The sequence below is a fragment of the Microbispora oryzae genome (assembly GCF_017896165.1).
GTDB classification, from domain to species: domain Bacteria; phylum Actinomycetota; class Actinomycetes; order Streptosporangiales; family Streptosporangiaceae; genus Microbispora; species Microbispora oryzae.
Genome location: NZ_JAFCNB010000002.1, coordinates 496,613 through 512,653, shown reverse-complemented (window position 1 = coordinate 512,653; position 16,041 = coordinate 496,613). Strand labels below are relative to the sequence as shown.

Here is a 16,041-nt window from a genome sequence, read left to right as displayed (position 1 = left end):
AAATCTGTGGGGAAGGTCGCGCCTTTCCGGCATATACAGCTGAGGGTGCTTTACGGTTGACTGAACGGAGTTTCAGCCCGAGCCGGAGGAGACCCAGGCGTGCGGAACGCCGGAGCGTCCACAGATCCGCCGCCGGAACCGTCCGCGGCGGCGTCTGAGGCCGTCCCGTCTCCTCCCGCCTCCTCGACCCACCGGCATCCGGTGCGCCGCGGATCCGGCTCGTTGCCGCGCGGGGTGTCGGCCGACATCTTCGCCGAGCGCCCGCCCCACCCGGCGCCCGCCCCGAAGCCCCGTAAGAGCGTCCTGCCGCCGGCGCGGCCGGTGGAGCCCTGGCCGGTCGCCGAGACGGTGATCCGGGAGGAGCCGCAGGTCGCGCTCCTGACGCCGGAGCACGAGCCACGCGGACATCTGCTCCGCTACGGGTTGATCGGCCTGTTCTCGCTGCTCCTGCTCACCTACCTCGTGCCCGCCGTGTCGATGGCGGGCCGGATCCTTCCCGGGACCATGATCCTCGGCGTCGACGTGGGCGGGCAGAACGAGGCCGAGGCGGCCCAGACGCTCCGGGAACGGTTGTACGCCCTGACCCGCACACCCGTCATACTCCGGCAGGGCACCCGCCGGCTCACGGTCGACCCCCAGGCCGCCGGCCTCTCCCTCGACGTCGAGGCGACCGTACGGCGGGCGGTGACGGCCTTCCCCAATCCGGTCGCGGTCTGGGGGGCGCTGACCGGCACCCGGGAGGCCGCCCCGGTGGTGTCGGTCGACGAGGCCAAACTGGCCGCCGCCGTGCGCGCGTACGTCGCCGGACCGGTGGAGGAGCCGGACCAGGAGGGCGGCGTCACGTTCAAGGGACTCGTCCCGGTGCCCGTCTATCCCAGAGCGGGCCGCAGGATCGACCGCGCCGCCGTGGCGGCGCGGATCCGGGACGCCTACCTCAGCCCGGACCGCGTCGTGCCGGTGACCGTGATCAGGGAGCAGCCCACAGTGCCCCGCATGGAGGTGAGGCGCGCCGTGGAGTGGGCGCGGAAGGCCGTGTCGGCCCCGATCACCCTGACCACGGGGTCGGCGTCGGCCACCATGTCGCCCACGGTCATCGCGCGTCACCTGACCTTCGACCCGCGGGGGGTCGACCTGCGTCCCCGGTTCGACGCCGCCGACGCGGTGGCCGATCTGGAATCCCAGCTGGTTGGCCCGGACCGCGCCGCCAGGAACGCGTCGTTCACGGTGTCCGGCGGCCGGCCGGTCCTGGTCCACGGGCGACCGGGACTCATGATCGACACCGATCGCCTGGCGGCCGACGTCGTCCGGGCCCTCGACGACGGGCGCGGCCTGGTTCCCGTGGCGGTCGTCGACGGCCCGCCCAGGATCTCGGACGCGGACGCGCTGCGCATGGGGGTCACCGAGCGGGTCGGCGCGTTCTCCACGTCCTACGCGTGCTGCCCGCCGGTCGCGCGGAACATCGAGACCGCCGCCCGGCTGCTCGACGGCCGTCTCGTCCCGCCGGGGCGGACGTTCTCCCTCAACGCCGATCTCGGCAGGCGTGACCCCTCCCGTGGGTTCACCGGCATGGCGGCGACCACGATCCGGGGGGTCGCCGGTTCGGACGTCCCGGGCATGTCGCAGTTCGCGACCACGCTGCTGAACGCGCTGCTGCGCGCCGGGTTCGAGGGAGTGGACTTCACCCGGCCGGACAGCCCGGTCGCGGGCAGCATGGACGCCGCCGTCAGCTATCCGGAGCCCGATCTCGTCTGGAAGAACGACTCGTCCCACGGCGTCCTGATCCAGGCCGTCGCCGCCAACGGCACGCTGACCGTGACGCTGTGGAGCACCAGGCGGCAGGAGACGGCGCCGCGAACCTCCGTGGCACACCCGGCGAAGCGGAGCACGGCGGTTCCGGATGGCGGCGCCGCCGGCGCCCGGCCGACCGCCCGAGCGGAGGGGCGCTCGGCCGTCCAGCCGCGGGGAAGTTCCGCCCAGGCGAGGGGGCGTTCGACAGGCCACGCGAGGGCACGGTCGGCCGATCACGCGAGGGGACGTTCCGTGGAGGCGCGGCGGGGGCACGGGAATCCGCAGAAGCAGCGTCCCACCGCCGTGCCCTAAGTTGTCCTCGTGCACATCTGGGTCGCCTCACAGGACATCGCGGACGGGCTGTCGGACCTGCCGGACGGGCTGCCCCCGCTGCGGTGCTCGGTCTACGACGGGACCGGCCCGCTCCCCGGCCCGCCAGAAGAGGTCGAGGTGTGGGTGCCGCCGCTGATCCCGGTGCCCGACCTGCCGGGACTGCTACGCCGGATGAGCGGGCTCCGGCTGGTCCAGACCGTGACCGCCGGGGTGGAGCCGTACCTGCCGCATATGCCCGGGCACGCCGTCCTGTGCAACGCCAGGGGCGTCCACGACGCGGGCACCGCCGAGTGGGCCGCAGGGGCGATGATCGCGGTCCTGCGCGAGTTCCCCGGCTTCGCCGCGGCGCAGGCGCGCGGCGAGTGGACCTACCACCACACCGGCGTGCTGGCCGACTCCACCGTCCTGATCGTCGGATACGGCTCGATCGGAGAGGCGCTGGAGAGGCGCCTGGAGGGGTTCGAGGTGGAGATCGTCCGGGTGGCCCGCGCCGCCCGGCCGGGCGTGCACGGCCAGGACGAGCTGCCCGCCCTCCTGCCGGCCGCCGACGTGGTGGTCCTGCTCGTGCCCGCGACCCCCGACACGGCCGGCCTGGTCGACGCGGAGTTCCTGGCCGCGATGAAGGACGGCGCCCTGCTGGTGAACGCCGCCCGCGGCTCGGTGGTGGACGCGGACGCGCTGGTCGCCGAGCTCGGGACCGGCCGGCTGCGGGCCGCGCTGGACGTGGCGCCGGTCGAGCCGCTGCCTCCCGGTCATCCGCTGTGGACGGCGCCGGGCGTCTTCATCACCCCGCACGTCGCGGGCAGCACGCCCGCCTCCGTACGGAGGATCAGGAAGATGGTCCGCGAGCAGGTCATCCGTTATCTCGCCGGGGAAAGCCTGGCTAACATGATCACCGGGCACTACTGACCGCTCCGCGAAGGATTCCGGAACGTGGCTGCCCCGTGACCTGGGGTGCGTACGGTGATGCTCATCGGGCGCTGCTCCTTATCGGATCGGTGACGACTCGGCGGTTGTCCCCCTCTCGATCAGCGGCAGTGCGCACACTGGCCATGTGACAGGGAGAGTAAAGCCGAGTCGAGGACGGGAGGGGCAGTGCCATCACACCCCACCGGACGCGACGACGCCGACGCGACTCCACCCCGCGCCGTGGAGGCGGCGGGCACGGTGGCGACGAACGCGGAGGCGGGGCGGGTGAGAAGAGGCAGGCGCGGCCCGCGGGTCCCGCTCACCGCCGCGGCCGGTCTGGGCGCGGCGGCGGTGGCCGCCGTCCTGATCGCCGGTGCCTCGTCCGCCGTAGTCGTGGCCGTCGCGGGCGTCGTCACGGGTCTCCTCGCCGCCGTCTCGCTCCTCCTCGCAGCCTCCCGCGTGGCACCCGCCCACCGGCGGCAGCCGGTCGCCTGGCGCTGGCTCTCCGCCGGCTCGGCCACCTGGGTCCTCGGCGTCGGCCTGCGCCCGGTCGCCGACGGCACGCCGTTCGTCCTCACGTTCGCCGACCTGCTCATGCTGGGGGGTTCGGTGTTGCTGGCCGTCGGCTCCGGCCTGTCGGTCCAGCCTCCGGCCTACGGCAGGGGACCGGTCCGCCAGGCCGTCGACGCCTACGTCGGCGCCGCCGCCATCTTCGCGGTGACCTGGGTCGCCGTGCTCGGCCCCGCGTTCCGCAAGGCCGACGAGCCGGGGGCGTTCTTCTCCACACTGGCCATTCCCGTGGTCTGTCTCCTCGCGGTCTGCGCGGTGGCGCCCGCGGTGATCGCGTCCCGGGCCGGAAACCGTCTTGTGGGGCTCAGCGGTGTCGGTGTGCTCGCCGCGATCACGATCGGCGAGTTCGCGACCGCGCTGTCCCGGATGAAGGGCGACGAGCCGCCGTTGCCCGCGGGTCTCGTCGCGCCGGTCGCGTTCCTGGCCATCGCCGTGACGCCGTGGATCGCCCGCGACCGTCCCGGCCGGATACTGCCGGTCGCACTGACAACGGCGGCGCCGCTCGCGCTCGCGGGGGTCGCGACGATCGCCGTGGCGCTGTACGCCGTCGGCCGTGACGCCACGCTGACCGTCGTGGCCGCCTCGGCCGTGCTCATCCTGCTCGGCCGGCTGTTCGTCCTGCTCGCGGAGACGGCGGGGATGCGCCGCCTGGTCGACGTCGGGGAACAGCAGTTGCGCCAGCTCGCCGAGAACACCGGCGACGTGGTGCTCGTGGTCGACGTCGACGGGGTGATCCAGGAGATCGGGCCCGGCGTCGAGGAGACGTACGGCTACCCGCCGGACGAGCTGACCCAGCGTCCGATCTTCGACTACATGCACCCGGAGGACGTGCCCGGCATCCAGGCGCTGCTGCGCCGGATGGCGGACGACGACGGGACGGAACCGCACGGCAGTTGCCGGATCTCCTGCCGCGTCCGGGCGTCGGACGGCACCTGGAGGCCCACCGAGTCCGTCGCCACCCGGCACGTCAGGGGCGACGGGCTCATCCTGGTGACCGTGCGCGACCTGACCGACCAGGTGGCGCTGCGCAACCAGGTCACCCACCTGACCTTCCACGACGGCGTCACCGGGTTGCCTAACCGGGCCTACTTCGAGGAGCGCGCCCGCGACGTGCTCAGCCGCCGGGCCGGCGGCACCGCCGTGATCTTCCTGGACCTCGACGGCTTCACCGCGGTCAACGACTCGGTGGGCCACGCGAGCGGCGACTACCTGCTCGGCCAGGCCGGCCGCAGGCTCCGCTCCGCCGTACGGGCCGACGACACGCTGGCCCGGTGGGGCGGCGACGAGTTCGCGATCCTGCTTGAGGGCGGCGGGTCCGCGGGCTCGGACGCCCAGACCGCGATCGACCTCGCCGAGCGGCTCGTCCGGGCGGTGTCGACCGATCCGTTCCGCGTGGCCGACAGGGACATCGCGCTCACGGCGAGCGTGGGCGTCGCCTTCGCGGAGGACGGCCTGCCCGCGGGCGACCTGCTGCGCAACGCCGATGTCGCGATGTCGCGCGCCAAGGAGCTGGGCGGGCGCCGGGTGGAGGTCTTCGCGACCCACATGCACGCCGACGTCGTACGCCGCCTGGAGATCGCCACCGATCTCCAGCGCGCCCTCCACGAGAACCAGTTCGCGGTCGAGTACCAGCCGGTGGTCGACCTGGCCACGTCCCGCGTCACGGCGGTGGAGGCCCTGGTGCGCTGGTGGCGGGGGAGCACGTTCGTCCCGCCCGAGCAGTTCCTCGGCGCGGCCGAGGACACCGGGATCATCGTGCCGCTGAGCGAGTGGATCCTGCGCGAGGCGTGCCGTGAGGTGGCCGCGTGGCGGGCCTCCTCGTGGGACATCGGGCTGTCGCTGAACCTGTCCGCCCGCCAGATCACCGCCCCGAGGTTCGTCGAGAGCGTCTCCGAGGCGCTGGCCGAGAGCGGCCTGCCCGCCAGCGCGCTGACGCTGGAGGTCATCGAGGAGATGCTCGTCGAGGACGCCGACGACACCATCACCAAGCTGTCGGAGCTGCGCGCGCTCGGGGTGCGGCTGGCGATCGACGACTTCGGCACGGGCTACGCCTCGCTCGCGTTCCTGCGCCAGCTGCCCGTCGACATGATCAAGATCGATCCGTCGTTCGTCTCCGGGCTGGGGCGCGACGAGACGCTGACCCTGCTGACCCGCACGATCGTCCGGCTCGGGCACGACCTCGGGCTGATCGTCGTGGCGGAGGGCATCGAACGGCCCGAGCAGCTCGAACTGCTGCGGGAGATGGGCTGCACCCGGGGTCAGGGCTACCTGGTCGCGCGTCCCATGACGGCCAGGAGCGTCGACTCCCTCATGCGAACGACCCTCCAGAACACGGCCTGACCCACGCGTCACCCGTTTCGCCCGGTTTCAGAGTGTGAGATGGGCGTCCCACATGATTTGACGCGGGGGCGGTCGATCGGACATGGTGTAGGCATGCACAGCGGTGGGATCCTCGTAGTACTTCGCAGGCGCGCAGCCTGAACGAAGCACTCGGTCCTGCGCGCGCCCCAGCTCCGCCTCGGCGGGTGGGGCGTTTTTTATGTCAGCAGACAGCTCCAGCCACACCAGCCACAGCCGCTCAGCCACAAGGAACGAGCCGATGACCGAACAGATGACAGGTGCCCAGGCCCTCGTGAGGGCACTGGAGCAGGTCGGGGTCGACACGGTGTTCGGGATCCCCGGCGGGGCCATTCTCCCCGCCTACGATCCCCTCTACGACTCGACCAAGGTGCGGCACGTGCTTGTACGGCACGAGCAGGGCGCCGGCCACGCGGCCGAGGGGTACGCGCAGGCCACCGGCCGGGTCGGTGTCTGCATGGCGACGAGCGGCCCCGGGGCGACGAACCTGGTGACCCCGATCGCGGACGCGTACATGGACTCGGTGCCGATGGTGGCGATCACGGGCCAGGTCTCCAGCCCGCTGATCGGGACCGACGCCTTCCAGGAGGCGGACATCTCCGGCATCACCATGCCGATCACCAAGCACAACTTCCTGGTCACCGACGCGGACGACATCCCGAGGACGATCGCCGAGGCGTTCCACATCGCCTCGACGGGCCGTCCGGGGCCGGTGCTGGTCGACATCGCCAAGGACGCGTTGCAGGCCATGACCACGTTCTCCTGGCCGCCCGTCATGCAGCTGCCGGGCTACCGGCCGGTGACCCGCCCCCACTCGAAGCAGATCCGCGAGGCGGCCCGGCTGATGACCGACGCGCACCGCCCGGTCCTGTACGTCGGCGGCGGCGTGCACAAGGCCGGGGCGTCGGCAGAGCTGCGCGAGCTGGCCGAGCTGACCGGAATCCCGGTGGTCACGACGCTGATGGCGCGGGGCACGTTCCCCGACAGCCACCCCCAGCACATGGGCATGCCGGGCATGCACGGCAGCGTGTCCGCCGTGGGCGCGCTGCAGCGGTCCGACCTGCTGATCGCGCTCGGCACCCGGTTCGACGACCGGGTCACCGGCCAGCTGGCGAGCTTCGCGCCGCACGCCAAGGTCATCCACGCGGACATCGACCCCGCGGAGATCTCCAAGAACCGCCACGCCGACGTCCCCATCGTGGGCGACTGCCGCGAGGTGATCGGCGACCTGATCAAGGCCGTGCGCAACGAGATCAACGAGGGCCGCAAGGGCGACTACGCCGACTGGTGGAAGATCCTCAACGGGTACAAGCAGACCTACCCGCTGGGGTACGAGGAGTTCGCCGACGGCTCACTCGCCCCGCAGTACGTCATGGAGCGGCTGAGCGACATCGTCGGCCCGGACGCCTTCTACGTCGCGGGTGTGGGCCAGCACCAGATGTGGGCGGCGCAGTTCATCGGCTACGAGCGGCCCGGCACCTTCATCAACTCCGGCGGCGCGGGCACGATGGGCTTCGCGGTCCCCGCCGCGATGGGCGCCAAGATGGGCCGCCCGGACGCGACGGTGTGGGCGATCGACGGCGACGGCTGCTTCCAGATGACCAACCAGGAGCTGGCGACCTGCGCCATCGAGGGTGTGCCGATCAAGGTGGCGGTCATCAACAACGGCAACCTCGGCATGGTGCGTCAGTGGCAGACGCTCTTCTACGACGAGCGCTACTCCAACACGGACCTGCAGAGGACCAGGCGGATTCCGGACTTCGTGAAGCTGGCGGACGCGTACGGTTGTGTGGGCCTGCGCTGCGAGCGGCCCGGCGACGTCGACGCGACCATCCGGAAGGCCATGGAGATCAACGACGTGCCGGTCGTGGTGGACTTCGTCGTGCACCAGGACGCCATGGTGTGGCCGATGGTGGCCGCCGGCACCAGCAACGACGACATCAAGTACGCCCGCGACATGGCGCCCAAGTGGGAGAACGAGGAATGACCGAGAACCGGACCCGTGCCGGCGGGACGGGCCGTCACGTGAGTGAACGGCCCGAGCGACCGACGGGCGCGCACGCGGAGGTGGGGGCATGAGCCGGCACACGCTGTCCGTCCTGGTGGAGAACAAGCCGGGCGTGCTGGCCCGCGTCGCCGCGCTGTTCAGCCGGCGCGGCTTCAACATCGACTCGCTCGCGGTCGGGCCGACGGAGCACAGCGACATCTCCCGCATGACGATCGTGGTGAACGTGGAGGAGCTCCCGCTGGAGCAGGTGACCAAGCAGCTCAACAAGCTGGTCAACGTCATCAAGATCGTCGAACTCGACAACGATCAGTCCGTGCAGCGTGAGCTGATGCTGATCAAGGTGCGGACCGACTCCGAGAGCCGGTCCCACGTTCTGGAGTTGGTCAACCTGTTCCGGGCGCGCTGCGTCGACGTGGCTCCGGACGCGGTGACGATCGAGGTCACCGGCACGACCGACAAGCTGGGGGCGTTCGTGCGGGTGCTTGAGCCGTACGGTATCAAGGAACTCGTACAGTCCGGCATGGTGGCGATCGGCCGCGGCGCCCGCTCCATCACCGACCGCTCGCTTCGCGCCATCGAGCGCAGCGCATAGCCGTACGACGTCGAGAACGTACGGCCGGACCACAACCTGTGAAAGGTAAGCATGTGACTGAGATCTTCTACGACGACGACGCCGACCTGTCGATCATCCAGGGGCGTCACGTCGCCGTCCTCGGCTACGGCAGCCAGGGCCACGCGCACGCCCTGAGCCTGCGGGACTCCGGGGTGGACGTGCGGGTCGGCCTGCCCGAGGGGTCCAAGAGCCGGGAGAAGGTCGAGGCCGACGGGCTGCGCGTGCTGTCGCCGTCCGAGGCCGTCGAAGAGGCCGACCTCACCATGATCCTCGCGCCCGACCACGTCCAGCGCCACCTCTACGCCGAGCACGTCGCGCCCAACCTGGTCGAGGGCGACGCGCTCTTCTTCGGTCACGGCCTCAACATCCGGTACGGCCTGATCGAGGCGCCGGAGGGCGTCGACGTCGCCATGGTGGCGCCGAAGGGCCCGGGTCACCTCGTCCGCCGCCAGTACGCCGCCGGCCGCGGCGTACCGTGCCTGGTCGCCGTCGAGCGTGACGCCACGGGCGGCGCCTGGCCGCTCGTCCTCTCGTACGCCAAGGGCATCGGGGGCACCCGGGCCGGCGCGCTGAAGACGACCTTCACCGAGGAGACCGAGACCGACCTGTTCGGCGAGCAGGCCGTGCTCTGCGGCGGCGTGTCCGAGCTGATCAAGGCGGGCTTCGAGACGCTGATCGAGGCCGGCTACCAGCCCGAGGTCGCCTACTTCGAGTGCCTCCACGAGATGAAGCTGATCGTCGACCTCATGTACGAGGGCGGCGTCTCCAAGATGTACTGGTCGGTCTCCGACACCGCGGAGTACGGCGGCTACACCCGCGGCCCGCGCGTGGTCAACGAGGAGACCAAGAAGGAGATGCGGCGCATCCTGGGCGAGATCCAGGACGGCAGCTTCGCCCGTGAGCTGGTCCAGGAGTTCGACTCCGGCCAGGAGAACTTCACGAAGTACCGCGAGCAGCTCGCCGGCCACCCGATCGAGGAGACCGGCGCCAAGCTCCGCCCGATGATGAGCTGGCTGAAGAACGCCGACTGATCCCGAAGGGGTCATGCACGGCCCGGACCGGCGCTGCCGGTCCGGGCCGTCGTGTTTGTGCCGCCCTCATACAGGCCCGCCTTCATACAGCCGGCTCTGATACGGCCCGCTTCTACGGGGTGGAGTCTCAGCTTCCGGGAGCCGTCAGGAGGAAGACGCAGTCGCCGAAGGCGATCTCGTCGCCCGTCCGGACGGTGGCCGGGCCGACCAGCCGCCAGCCGTTCAGCCGGGTGCCGTTCATCGAGCCGAGATCGGTGAGCACCCAGTGGTCGTCGTCCCGCCGGAGCTCGGCGTGGAGCCGGGAGACCGTGACGTCCGACAGCACGAGGTCGCAGGCCGACGCCCGGCCCACGACGTAGCGGACGCGGCCGTCGCCGGGCAGGGCCAGGCGGGGCAGCCGGGGGCGGCGCCAGGCGGACTCGATCCGCCGCGTGAGGTCCGACACCGACGAGACGGCCTCGGTGATCCGCCTGCGCATGCGCCCACGGTGCGGGAGATCGGCGATCAGCTCGTCCAGCTCGGTACGGCTGCGCGCGCGCAGAGCCATGTCGACGCGGCCGACGAAGGTGTCCATCGACAGATGGCCGTCGGCGGCGCGTTGACGGAGCTCGTTGAGCGCGCGGTCGCGATCCCCGTCCGATGCGCGAACCGGGGGAGAGCTCATGGTTGGAGTATCCGCCGGAGTGGTGCGAAGTGTCCAGACGACCGCCGTTTTCCAGCTCCTGACGGGAGCGGGAACGGCGGGCGGCGGGGGCGGACGCCTCAAAGGCCTCTGCGCCCCCGCCGATGACCCGGCTCAGTGCTTGCCGAAGTCCTGCGTCCAGTAGGGGCCGCCTGCTGCGGAGTAGCCGACCCCGATGTCGGTGTAGGCGCAGTTGAGGATGTTCTGCCGGTGACCGGAGCTGTTCATCCAGCCCTGCACCACCGCCTGGGCGTTCGTGTAGCCCTTCGCGATGTTCTCCGCGGCCGCGGTGAAGGTGTAGCCGGCGTTCTTGATCCGATCGGCGAAGGAACGGCCGTCCTTCGACGTGTGATCGAAGTAGTTCTGCGCGGACATGTCGGCTGAGTGGCCGAGCGCGGCGGTGTGGAGCTTGGCGTCGTGCCTGAGGGGGCCGCAGCCGGCCTTCGCCCGTTCGACGTTGGTCAGGCGCACCACCTCGTTCTCGACCGCGGTCCCCACGGCCGCCGAACCACCGGAGGAGGACGGGGTCGCGGATGGCACCGGGCTCGCGGGGGGTGTCGCCGCGGCGGAGGCGGACGGCACGGGGGAGGGCGCGGGCGTGCAGCTGGTCAGCCGCACCGGCTTCGACCGGGCGGTGTGCCCCCGGTAGTCGGTGACGTAGGTGTAGTAGACGCCGGGCACGCAGGGGACGGTCAGGGTGACCCGTCCGTTCCGCACCACTTTGGCGCCGCTCTTCGCCACGCGGTCGGGGCCGGGCTGCGCGCGCAGGACGCGGACCCTGAACCGTGCGGGCACCTGGCAGCCGGCCCGCGAGCCCGCCGCGCGGATCTTGCCATCCTCGCCGACGTGCGGTTTCGCGGTGGCCACCCGGCAGCCCGCCTGCAGGGCCTGCGTCGCGGCCTGGGCGGGGACGGCGGACGCACCGAGCGCCACGACGCTTCCGAGGCACAGAACCGCTCCGAGCGCTCTGTTCACGATCTTTCCTCCAGTGGGGGTTAGACGCTGGACGGAAGTCGTCATTATGGTGCGTCTCAACCCCTCTTGTCCGAAAAAATCACCCCAATCTCTAAAATATCTACCTACGCATACGTCACATCTGTACCTTTTATCCCGTTCCAGATGTCATGGTTTGGAGGGATATGCGCAGGTCGGCGCGTTCCAGGCAACCCGGACGAGGCGCGGATGAGGCGCGGGGCGCTGCGGGGCGACGTGGGCCGGCCGGAGGCTCAGGATTCCGGTGACGCGGGAGCCCCCGGAGCCGCGGTGGTCCCTGTGGAGGGCCCCGCGTCGGTCTCCACACCGTTCCCATCCGTGGTCCCTGGGGCGGTCCCCGCGGTGGCCGCAGCGAGGCGGGCGGGGGTGAGGTCGTACTTGAGCGTCATCAGCACGCCGGCGAGCGTGATTACCGCCGGCACCAGCGACAGGCCGACGACGATGGCCACATGGGCGCTCTCCGGCTGGCTCACCGGGTGCTCCGGGTCGGAGGAGACGAACCCGCCGGCGGCGAGCACCCAGCCGTAGAGGGTGGCGCCGAGGGCGGCGACCGCGCTCTCCACCGCGGTCCACAGGCCGGTGAGCACGCCGCCCCTGCGTTCCCCGCTCACCGCCCCGTCGTAGGCGATGACGTCGGCGAGCATCGAGAACTGCAGGATCTGCAGGCCGGCATAGCCGATGCCCATGACCATCACGACCAGGTGCGCGTACAGGGAGCCGAACGCGGGGGCGGCGGCGAGGAGCACGGCGCCGGCCGTGAACAGGCCGCCCGACAGGAGCATCGCGCCGCGCTTGTCGAGCCTGCGCGACACCCAGGTCCACGGATGCATCGTGATCAGCATCGGCCCGACGAGCGCCGCGAAGAGTGTGCTGGTCGCGTCGGGGTCGCCCAGGGTGTACGCGGCGAAGTAGGGGGCTCCGGCGAGCAGGACGCCCGAGGCGAGGGTCTGCGCCGAGCTCAGGCCCAGCAGCCACATGAACGGCTTGCTGCCGCGCGCGGCGGCGAGCTGGGCCCGCAGGGTGCCCTTCGACTGCTGCTGGCCGGTGAACGGAGCCCGCGCCGTGCCGAAGAACGACGCCAGCATGGCGAGGAGGAAGATCGAGGCGAAGGTGATCCCCATGAGCCGGTAGCCGTCCACCGATTCGTCCGCGAGGATCGGGGCGAGGATGCCGCTCATCCCGATGGCGATCGCGATGAAGATCATGCGCCACTGCAGCAGCGAGGTCCGCTCGTGATAGTCGCGGGTCATCTCCGCGGGCATCGCCTTGTACGGCACCTCGTAGAGGGCGAAGCCGGTGGCCGCGACCAGGAACGTCACGCCGACGTAGACCGAGGCGCCGACACCGGTGAGCGGAGGACCGGCGAACATCAGGGCGAACGACACCGGCAGCACGGCGGCTCCGGCGAGCAGCCAGGGCCGGCGGGGGCCCCACCGCGAACTGGTCCGGTCGGACCACCGGCCTACCAGCGGGTTGAGGATCAGATCCCACGCCTTGGGCAGGAACAGCACGGTGCCCGCGAGCGCCGCGGGCACCGCCAGGGTGTTCGTCATGTAGTAGAGCAGGAGCAGGCCGGGGATCGTGGTGAAGTTGCCCGTGCAGAACGAGCCGACGGCGTAACCGAGTCGTGAACCGAGGGAGACCGGCCTTGAGGGCGCCGCCGTTGAGACCATGGCGACATTCAATCCGAGCAAGCGCCCGTTTTGGAACCCTTCTGCGGACCGTGATCGCTTCGATGCCGGCCGGTCTCTGCTAGGTCCGCTAGTCCCGCACATCGGCGCACACGACGTGCGCGCCGATCTCGATCATCCGGCGTTCGCTGTGCGCGTCCGTCACCCGGGCCATGAGCACGGGCGCCTCGCTGGCCGCGAGCTGCGGGAGCCGGGCGCGGACCCGGCGGTGCAGGTCGCGGACGATGTCGTCGGCCGACCGCGTGTGCACCTTGACGTGCAGCATGATCCCCCACGAGCCGGAGACGGTCCGCGCCTCGGAGATCCACACATGGTGCACCAGCGGGTAGTCGCGCAGCAGCTCGCCGATCGCCACACGCATGGCGGGCAAAATCGGATGCGAGGTCTTGCGATAGCCGGGATCGACCACCTGCATCGCCCCGGACAGATGCTGGCGCGGCGCGGGAACCCACTGCGGTGGCGCCGCGGGCGTGGGTGTGTGCGCGGCCGGGCGCGCCTCCGGAGGGGCGGGCGGATGCACGGGGGCGTCCGCCGGATGGGGTGGCGGTGCGCCGTACGCCAGCTGCGCCCGGGTGACCGTCGCCATCGCGCCCGTGGCGTACGCCGTTGGGGTGATGGCGGGGGAGCCGAGGGCGGACAGCGCGTGCGTCGGTCCGGTCCGGGTCTCCCGGAGGTGCCGTCTGAGATCGTCGATGGGGACGGCGGCGGCCGCCGGGCCGGCCGCGTCGATCACGATCTCACGCACGCCGGTGACGCGCTGGATGTCGAGGATGGTGTCGGCGTCGCACGCCGACAGGGAGTGGCTGCCACGGTGACGGGCGTAGGTCGCCGGTCCCGTATATCCGAGCAGCACGCGTTCGCCGCTCTGGGTCGTGCCGAGCACCACTGAACGGTCGGGGCGGACCGCCACCAGGATGCCCCATTCCGCGAGAGCCGCCAGCAGTTGTCGTGGACTGCCGTGCCGCGCGAGAAGGTCGCCCAGGGAGGGGTTCCCGATGCTCATAGCCTGAACGATAGGGACTGGACCATGGCGAATCAGGCTAATCGCGAAGATTGGGTCGGATCAATACCAACTTGGCGGTCAAGAGGATGGGATCGCTCCAAACGGGTACGGAATGCCGCCGGTCAGGCACGCAGCGGAACCGCGTCGTATCCCTCTGTGATGTCAGCACGATGCCGGCCTGACGTCGTCACGATGCCGGTGCGACGCCGGTGCGACGCGGGCCCGGAAACCCGCGGGCTCGGCACGGCTCGCGGGGGACCCGCGTCTCGGATGCCGGATCGCTCGTGAGAGCTTTCACAAGCGCCGGATAGACTCACGCTGTCCGTGCCGTCGCACTTCACAAAGGACTCACCAGTGAACAAGCCCGTCGTCCTTGTCGCAGAAGAGCTCTCCGAAGCGGGCCTCGCCGTGCTCGGCGCGGACTTCGAGGTCCGGCACACCGACGGAGCCGATCGCTCCCAGCTGCTGCCCGCCCTCGCCGACGTCGACGCGCTGATCGTCCGCAGCGCCACCCAGGTGGACGCCGAGGCCATCGCGGCCGCGCCCAAGCTGCGGGTCGTGGCCCGCGCGGGCGTCGGGCTCGACAACGTCGACGTCGAGGCGGCGACCAAGGCCGGGGTCATGGTCGTCAACGCCCCCACCTCCAACATCACCAGCGCGGCCGAGCACACGGTCGCCCTGATCCTCGCCAGCGCCAGGAACGTGGCGCAGGCCCACTCCGCCCTGAAGGACGGCGAGTGGAAGCGCTCCAAGTACACCGGCGTCGAGCTCGACGAGAAGGTCGTCGGCGTCCTCGGCCTTGGCAAGATCGGCCAGCTGGTCGCCCAGCGGCTCCAGCCGTTCGGCGTCGAGATCATCGCGTACGACCCCTACCTGCAGCCGGCCCGGGCCGCGCAGATGGGTGTCCGGCTGGTGACGCTGGAGGAGCTGCTCCAGCAGGCCGACTTCATCACCGTCCACCTGCCGAAGTCGAAGGAGACCATCGGTCTCATCGGTGACCGGGAGCTCCACCTGGTCAAGCCCAGCGTGCGGCTGGTGAACGTGGCGCGCGGCGGCATCATCGACGAGAACGCCCTCTACTCCGCCCTCAAAGAGGGCCGGGTGGCCGGCGCGGGTATCGACGTCTTCGCCAAGGAGCCGTGCACCGACAGCCCGCTGTTCGAGTTCGACCAGGTCGTGGTGACCCCGCACCTCGGCGCGTCCACCCACGAGGCGCAGGAGAAGGCCGGCACCCAGGTCGCGCGGAGCGTCAAGCTCGCGCTGGCCGGTGAGTTCGTGCCCGACGCGGTGAACGTCCAGGGCGGCGCCGTGGCCGAGGACGTCAAGCCGGGCCTGCCGCTCACCGAGAAGCTGGGCCGCATCTTCACCGCCCTGGCCGGCGAGGTCGCGGCCCGCCTCGACGTCGAGGTCCGCGGCGAGATCGCCGCCGAGGACGTCCGCGTACTGGAGCTCGCGGCGCTCAAGGGCGTGTTCACCGATGTGGTCGAGGACGCGGTCACCTACGTCAACGCCCCGCTGCTCGCCAAGGACCGGGGCACGGTCGTCGAGCTCGTCACGAGCGCGGAGAGCCCCGACTGGCGCAACGTCGTGACCGTCCGCGGCGTGCTGGCCGACGGGCGCACCGTGTCGGTCTCCGGCACGCTGTCCGGGCCCCGGCAGATCACCAAGATCGTCGAGGTCAACGGCTACGCGATGGAGATCGAGCCCACCGAGCACCTCGCGTTCTTCACCTACACCGACCGGCCCGGCATCGTGGGCATCGTCGGCCGGCTGCTCGGCGAGCACGGGATCAACATCGCCTCGATGCAGGTCTCGCGGGACGTCAAGGGCGGCAAGGCCCTGATCGCGCTGACCGTCGACTCGGCGATCCCGTCCGAGGTGGTTGAGCAGATCGGCGGCGAGATCGGCGCCGACAGCGGCCGTACGGTCGACTTGGAGGACTGATCTCACTGGACATCACTGAACGTCACTGGCCTCGCTGAGGTCACGGAAGTCACTGAACGTCACTGACGTCATGGGTGTCCGACCCGTCTGGCCCCGCCGCCCCTCGTGGACGGCGGGG

At 71.1% G+C, this 16,041-nt stretch carries 11 protein-coding genes; 7 read left to right on the top strand and 4 right to left on the bottom strand.

Going from position 1 to position 16,041, the window contains the following annotated elements:
• Positions 1-99: 99 nt before the first annotated feature.
• The 6 genes from JOL79_RS35345 to ilvC all read left to right on the top strand — a co-directional run bounded on the left by JOL79_RS35345 (position 100) and on the right by ilvC (position 9,610).
• Positions 100-2,100 carry a VanW family protein gene (locus JOL79_RS35345; protein WP_210154596.1) on the top strand — a complete coding sequence of 667 codons (2,001 nt, stop codon included), beginning with the start codon at positions 100-102 and terminating at the stop codon, positions 2,098-2,100.
• A gap of 9 nt (positions 2,101-2,109) precedes the next feature.
• Positions 2,110-3,030 (top strand): 2-hydroxyacid dehydrogenase, encoded by a 921-nt coding sequence (locus JOL79_RS05835; protein WP_210154595.1) that lies wholly within the window; start codon positions 2,110-2,112, stop codon positions 3,028-3,030.
• 186 nt (positions 3,031-3,216) lie between these two features.
• Positions 3,217-5,940 carry a putative bifunctional diguanylate cyclase/phosphodiesterase gene (locus JOL79_RS05830; RefSeq protein ID WP_307848341.1) on the top strand — a complete coding sequence of 908 codons (2,724 nt, stop codon included), beginning with the start codon at positions 3,217-3,219 and terminating at the stop codon, positions 5,938-5,940.
• A gap of 199 nt (positions 5,941-6,139) precedes the next feature.
• Positions 6,140-7,945 (top strand): acetolactate synthase large subunit, encoded by a 1,806-nt coding sequence (locus JOL79_RS05825; protein ID WP_210154594.1) that lies wholly within the window; start codon positions 6,140-6,142, stop codon positions 7,943-7,945.
• Positions 7,946-8,033: 88 nt separating this feature from the next.
• The gene (gene ilvN, locus JOL79_RS05820; protein ID WP_210154593.1) at positions 8,034-8,558 is read left to right on the top strand and encodes an acetolactate synthase small subunit; all 525 of its coding nucleotides are present in this window, start codon (positions 8,034-8,036) and stop codon (positions 8,556-8,558) included.
• A gap of 62 nt (positions 8,559-8,620) precedes the next feature.
• Positions 8,621-9,610 carry a ketol-acid reductoisomerase gene (ilvC, locus tag JOL79_RS05815; protein ID WP_210154746.1) on the top strand — a complete coding sequence of 330 codons (990 nt, stop codon included), beginning with the start codon at positions 8,621-8,623 and terminating at the stop codon, positions 9,608-9,610.
• Positions 9,611-9,737: 127 nt separating this feature from the next.
• Here ilvC and JOL79_RS05810 read toward each other — a convergent pair whose 3' ends face one another.
• From JOL79_RS05810 to JOL79_RS05795, 4 genes are all read right to left on the bottom strand, one after another.
• On the bottom strand, positions 9,738-10,274 hold the full coding sequence (locus JOL79_RS05810; protein ID WP_210154592.1) for an FHA domain-containing protein: 537 nt from the start codon (positions 10,272-10,274) through the stop codon (positions 9,738-9,740).
• Between the two features lie 132 nt (positions 10,275-10,406).
• The gene (locus tag JOL79_RS05805; protein ID WP_210154591.1) at positions 10,407-11,267 is read right to left on the bottom strand and encodes a CAP domain-containing protein; all 861 of its coding nucleotides are present in this window, start codon (positions 11,265-11,267) and stop codon (positions 10,407-10,409) included.
• A 251-nt stretch (positions 11,268-11,518) separates the two neighbouring features.
• Complete coding sequence (locus tag JOL79_RS05800) at positions 11,519-12,958, bottom strand: MFS transporter (protein ID WP_210154590.1); 1,440 nt, start codon at positions 12,956-12,958, stop codon at positions 11,519-11,521.
• A gap of 88 nt (positions 12,959-13,046) precedes the next feature.
• Complete coding sequence (locus JOL79_RS05795) at positions 13,047-13,979, bottom strand: hypothetical protein (protein ID WP_210154589.1); 933 nt, start codon at positions 13,977-13,979, stop codon at positions 13,047-13,049.
• A gap of 354 nt (positions 13,980-14,333) precedes the next feature.
• Here JOL79_RS05795 and serA point away from each other — a divergent pair, with 354 nt between their 5' ends.
• Positions 14,334-15,923: a phosphoglycerate dehydrogenase gene (gene serA, locus JOL79_RS05790; RefSeq protein ID WP_210154588.1), complete on the top strand. Its 1,590-nt coding sequence runs from the start codon at positions 14,334-14,336 to the stop codon at positions 15,921-15,923.
• Positions 15,924-16,041: the final 118 nt, after the last annotated feature.

Excerpts from the sequence above, each read along its gene's own strand:
- JOL79_RS05810 (WP_210154592.1), bottom strand. The coding sequence starts at position 10,274 with ATGAGCTCTCCCCCGGTTCGCGCATCGGACGGGGATCGCGACCGCGCG.
- JOL79_RS05800 (WP_210154590.1), bottom strand. The coding sequence starts at position 12,958 with ATGGTCTCAACGGCGGCGCCCTCAAGGCCGGTCTCCCTCGGTTCACGA.
- JOL79_RS05795 (WP_210154589.1), bottom strand. The coding sequence starts at position 13,979 with ATGAGCATCGGGAACCCCTCCCTGGGCGACCTTCTCGCGCGGCACGGC.
- JOL79_RS05825 (WP_210154594.1), top strand. The coding sequence starts at position 6,140 with ATGTCAGCAGACAGCTCCAGCCACACCAGCCACAGCCGCTCAGCCACA.
- ilvN (WP_210154593.1), top strand. The coding sequence starts at position 8,034 with ATGAGCCGGCACACGCTGTCCGTCCTGGTGGAGAACAAGCCGGGCGTG.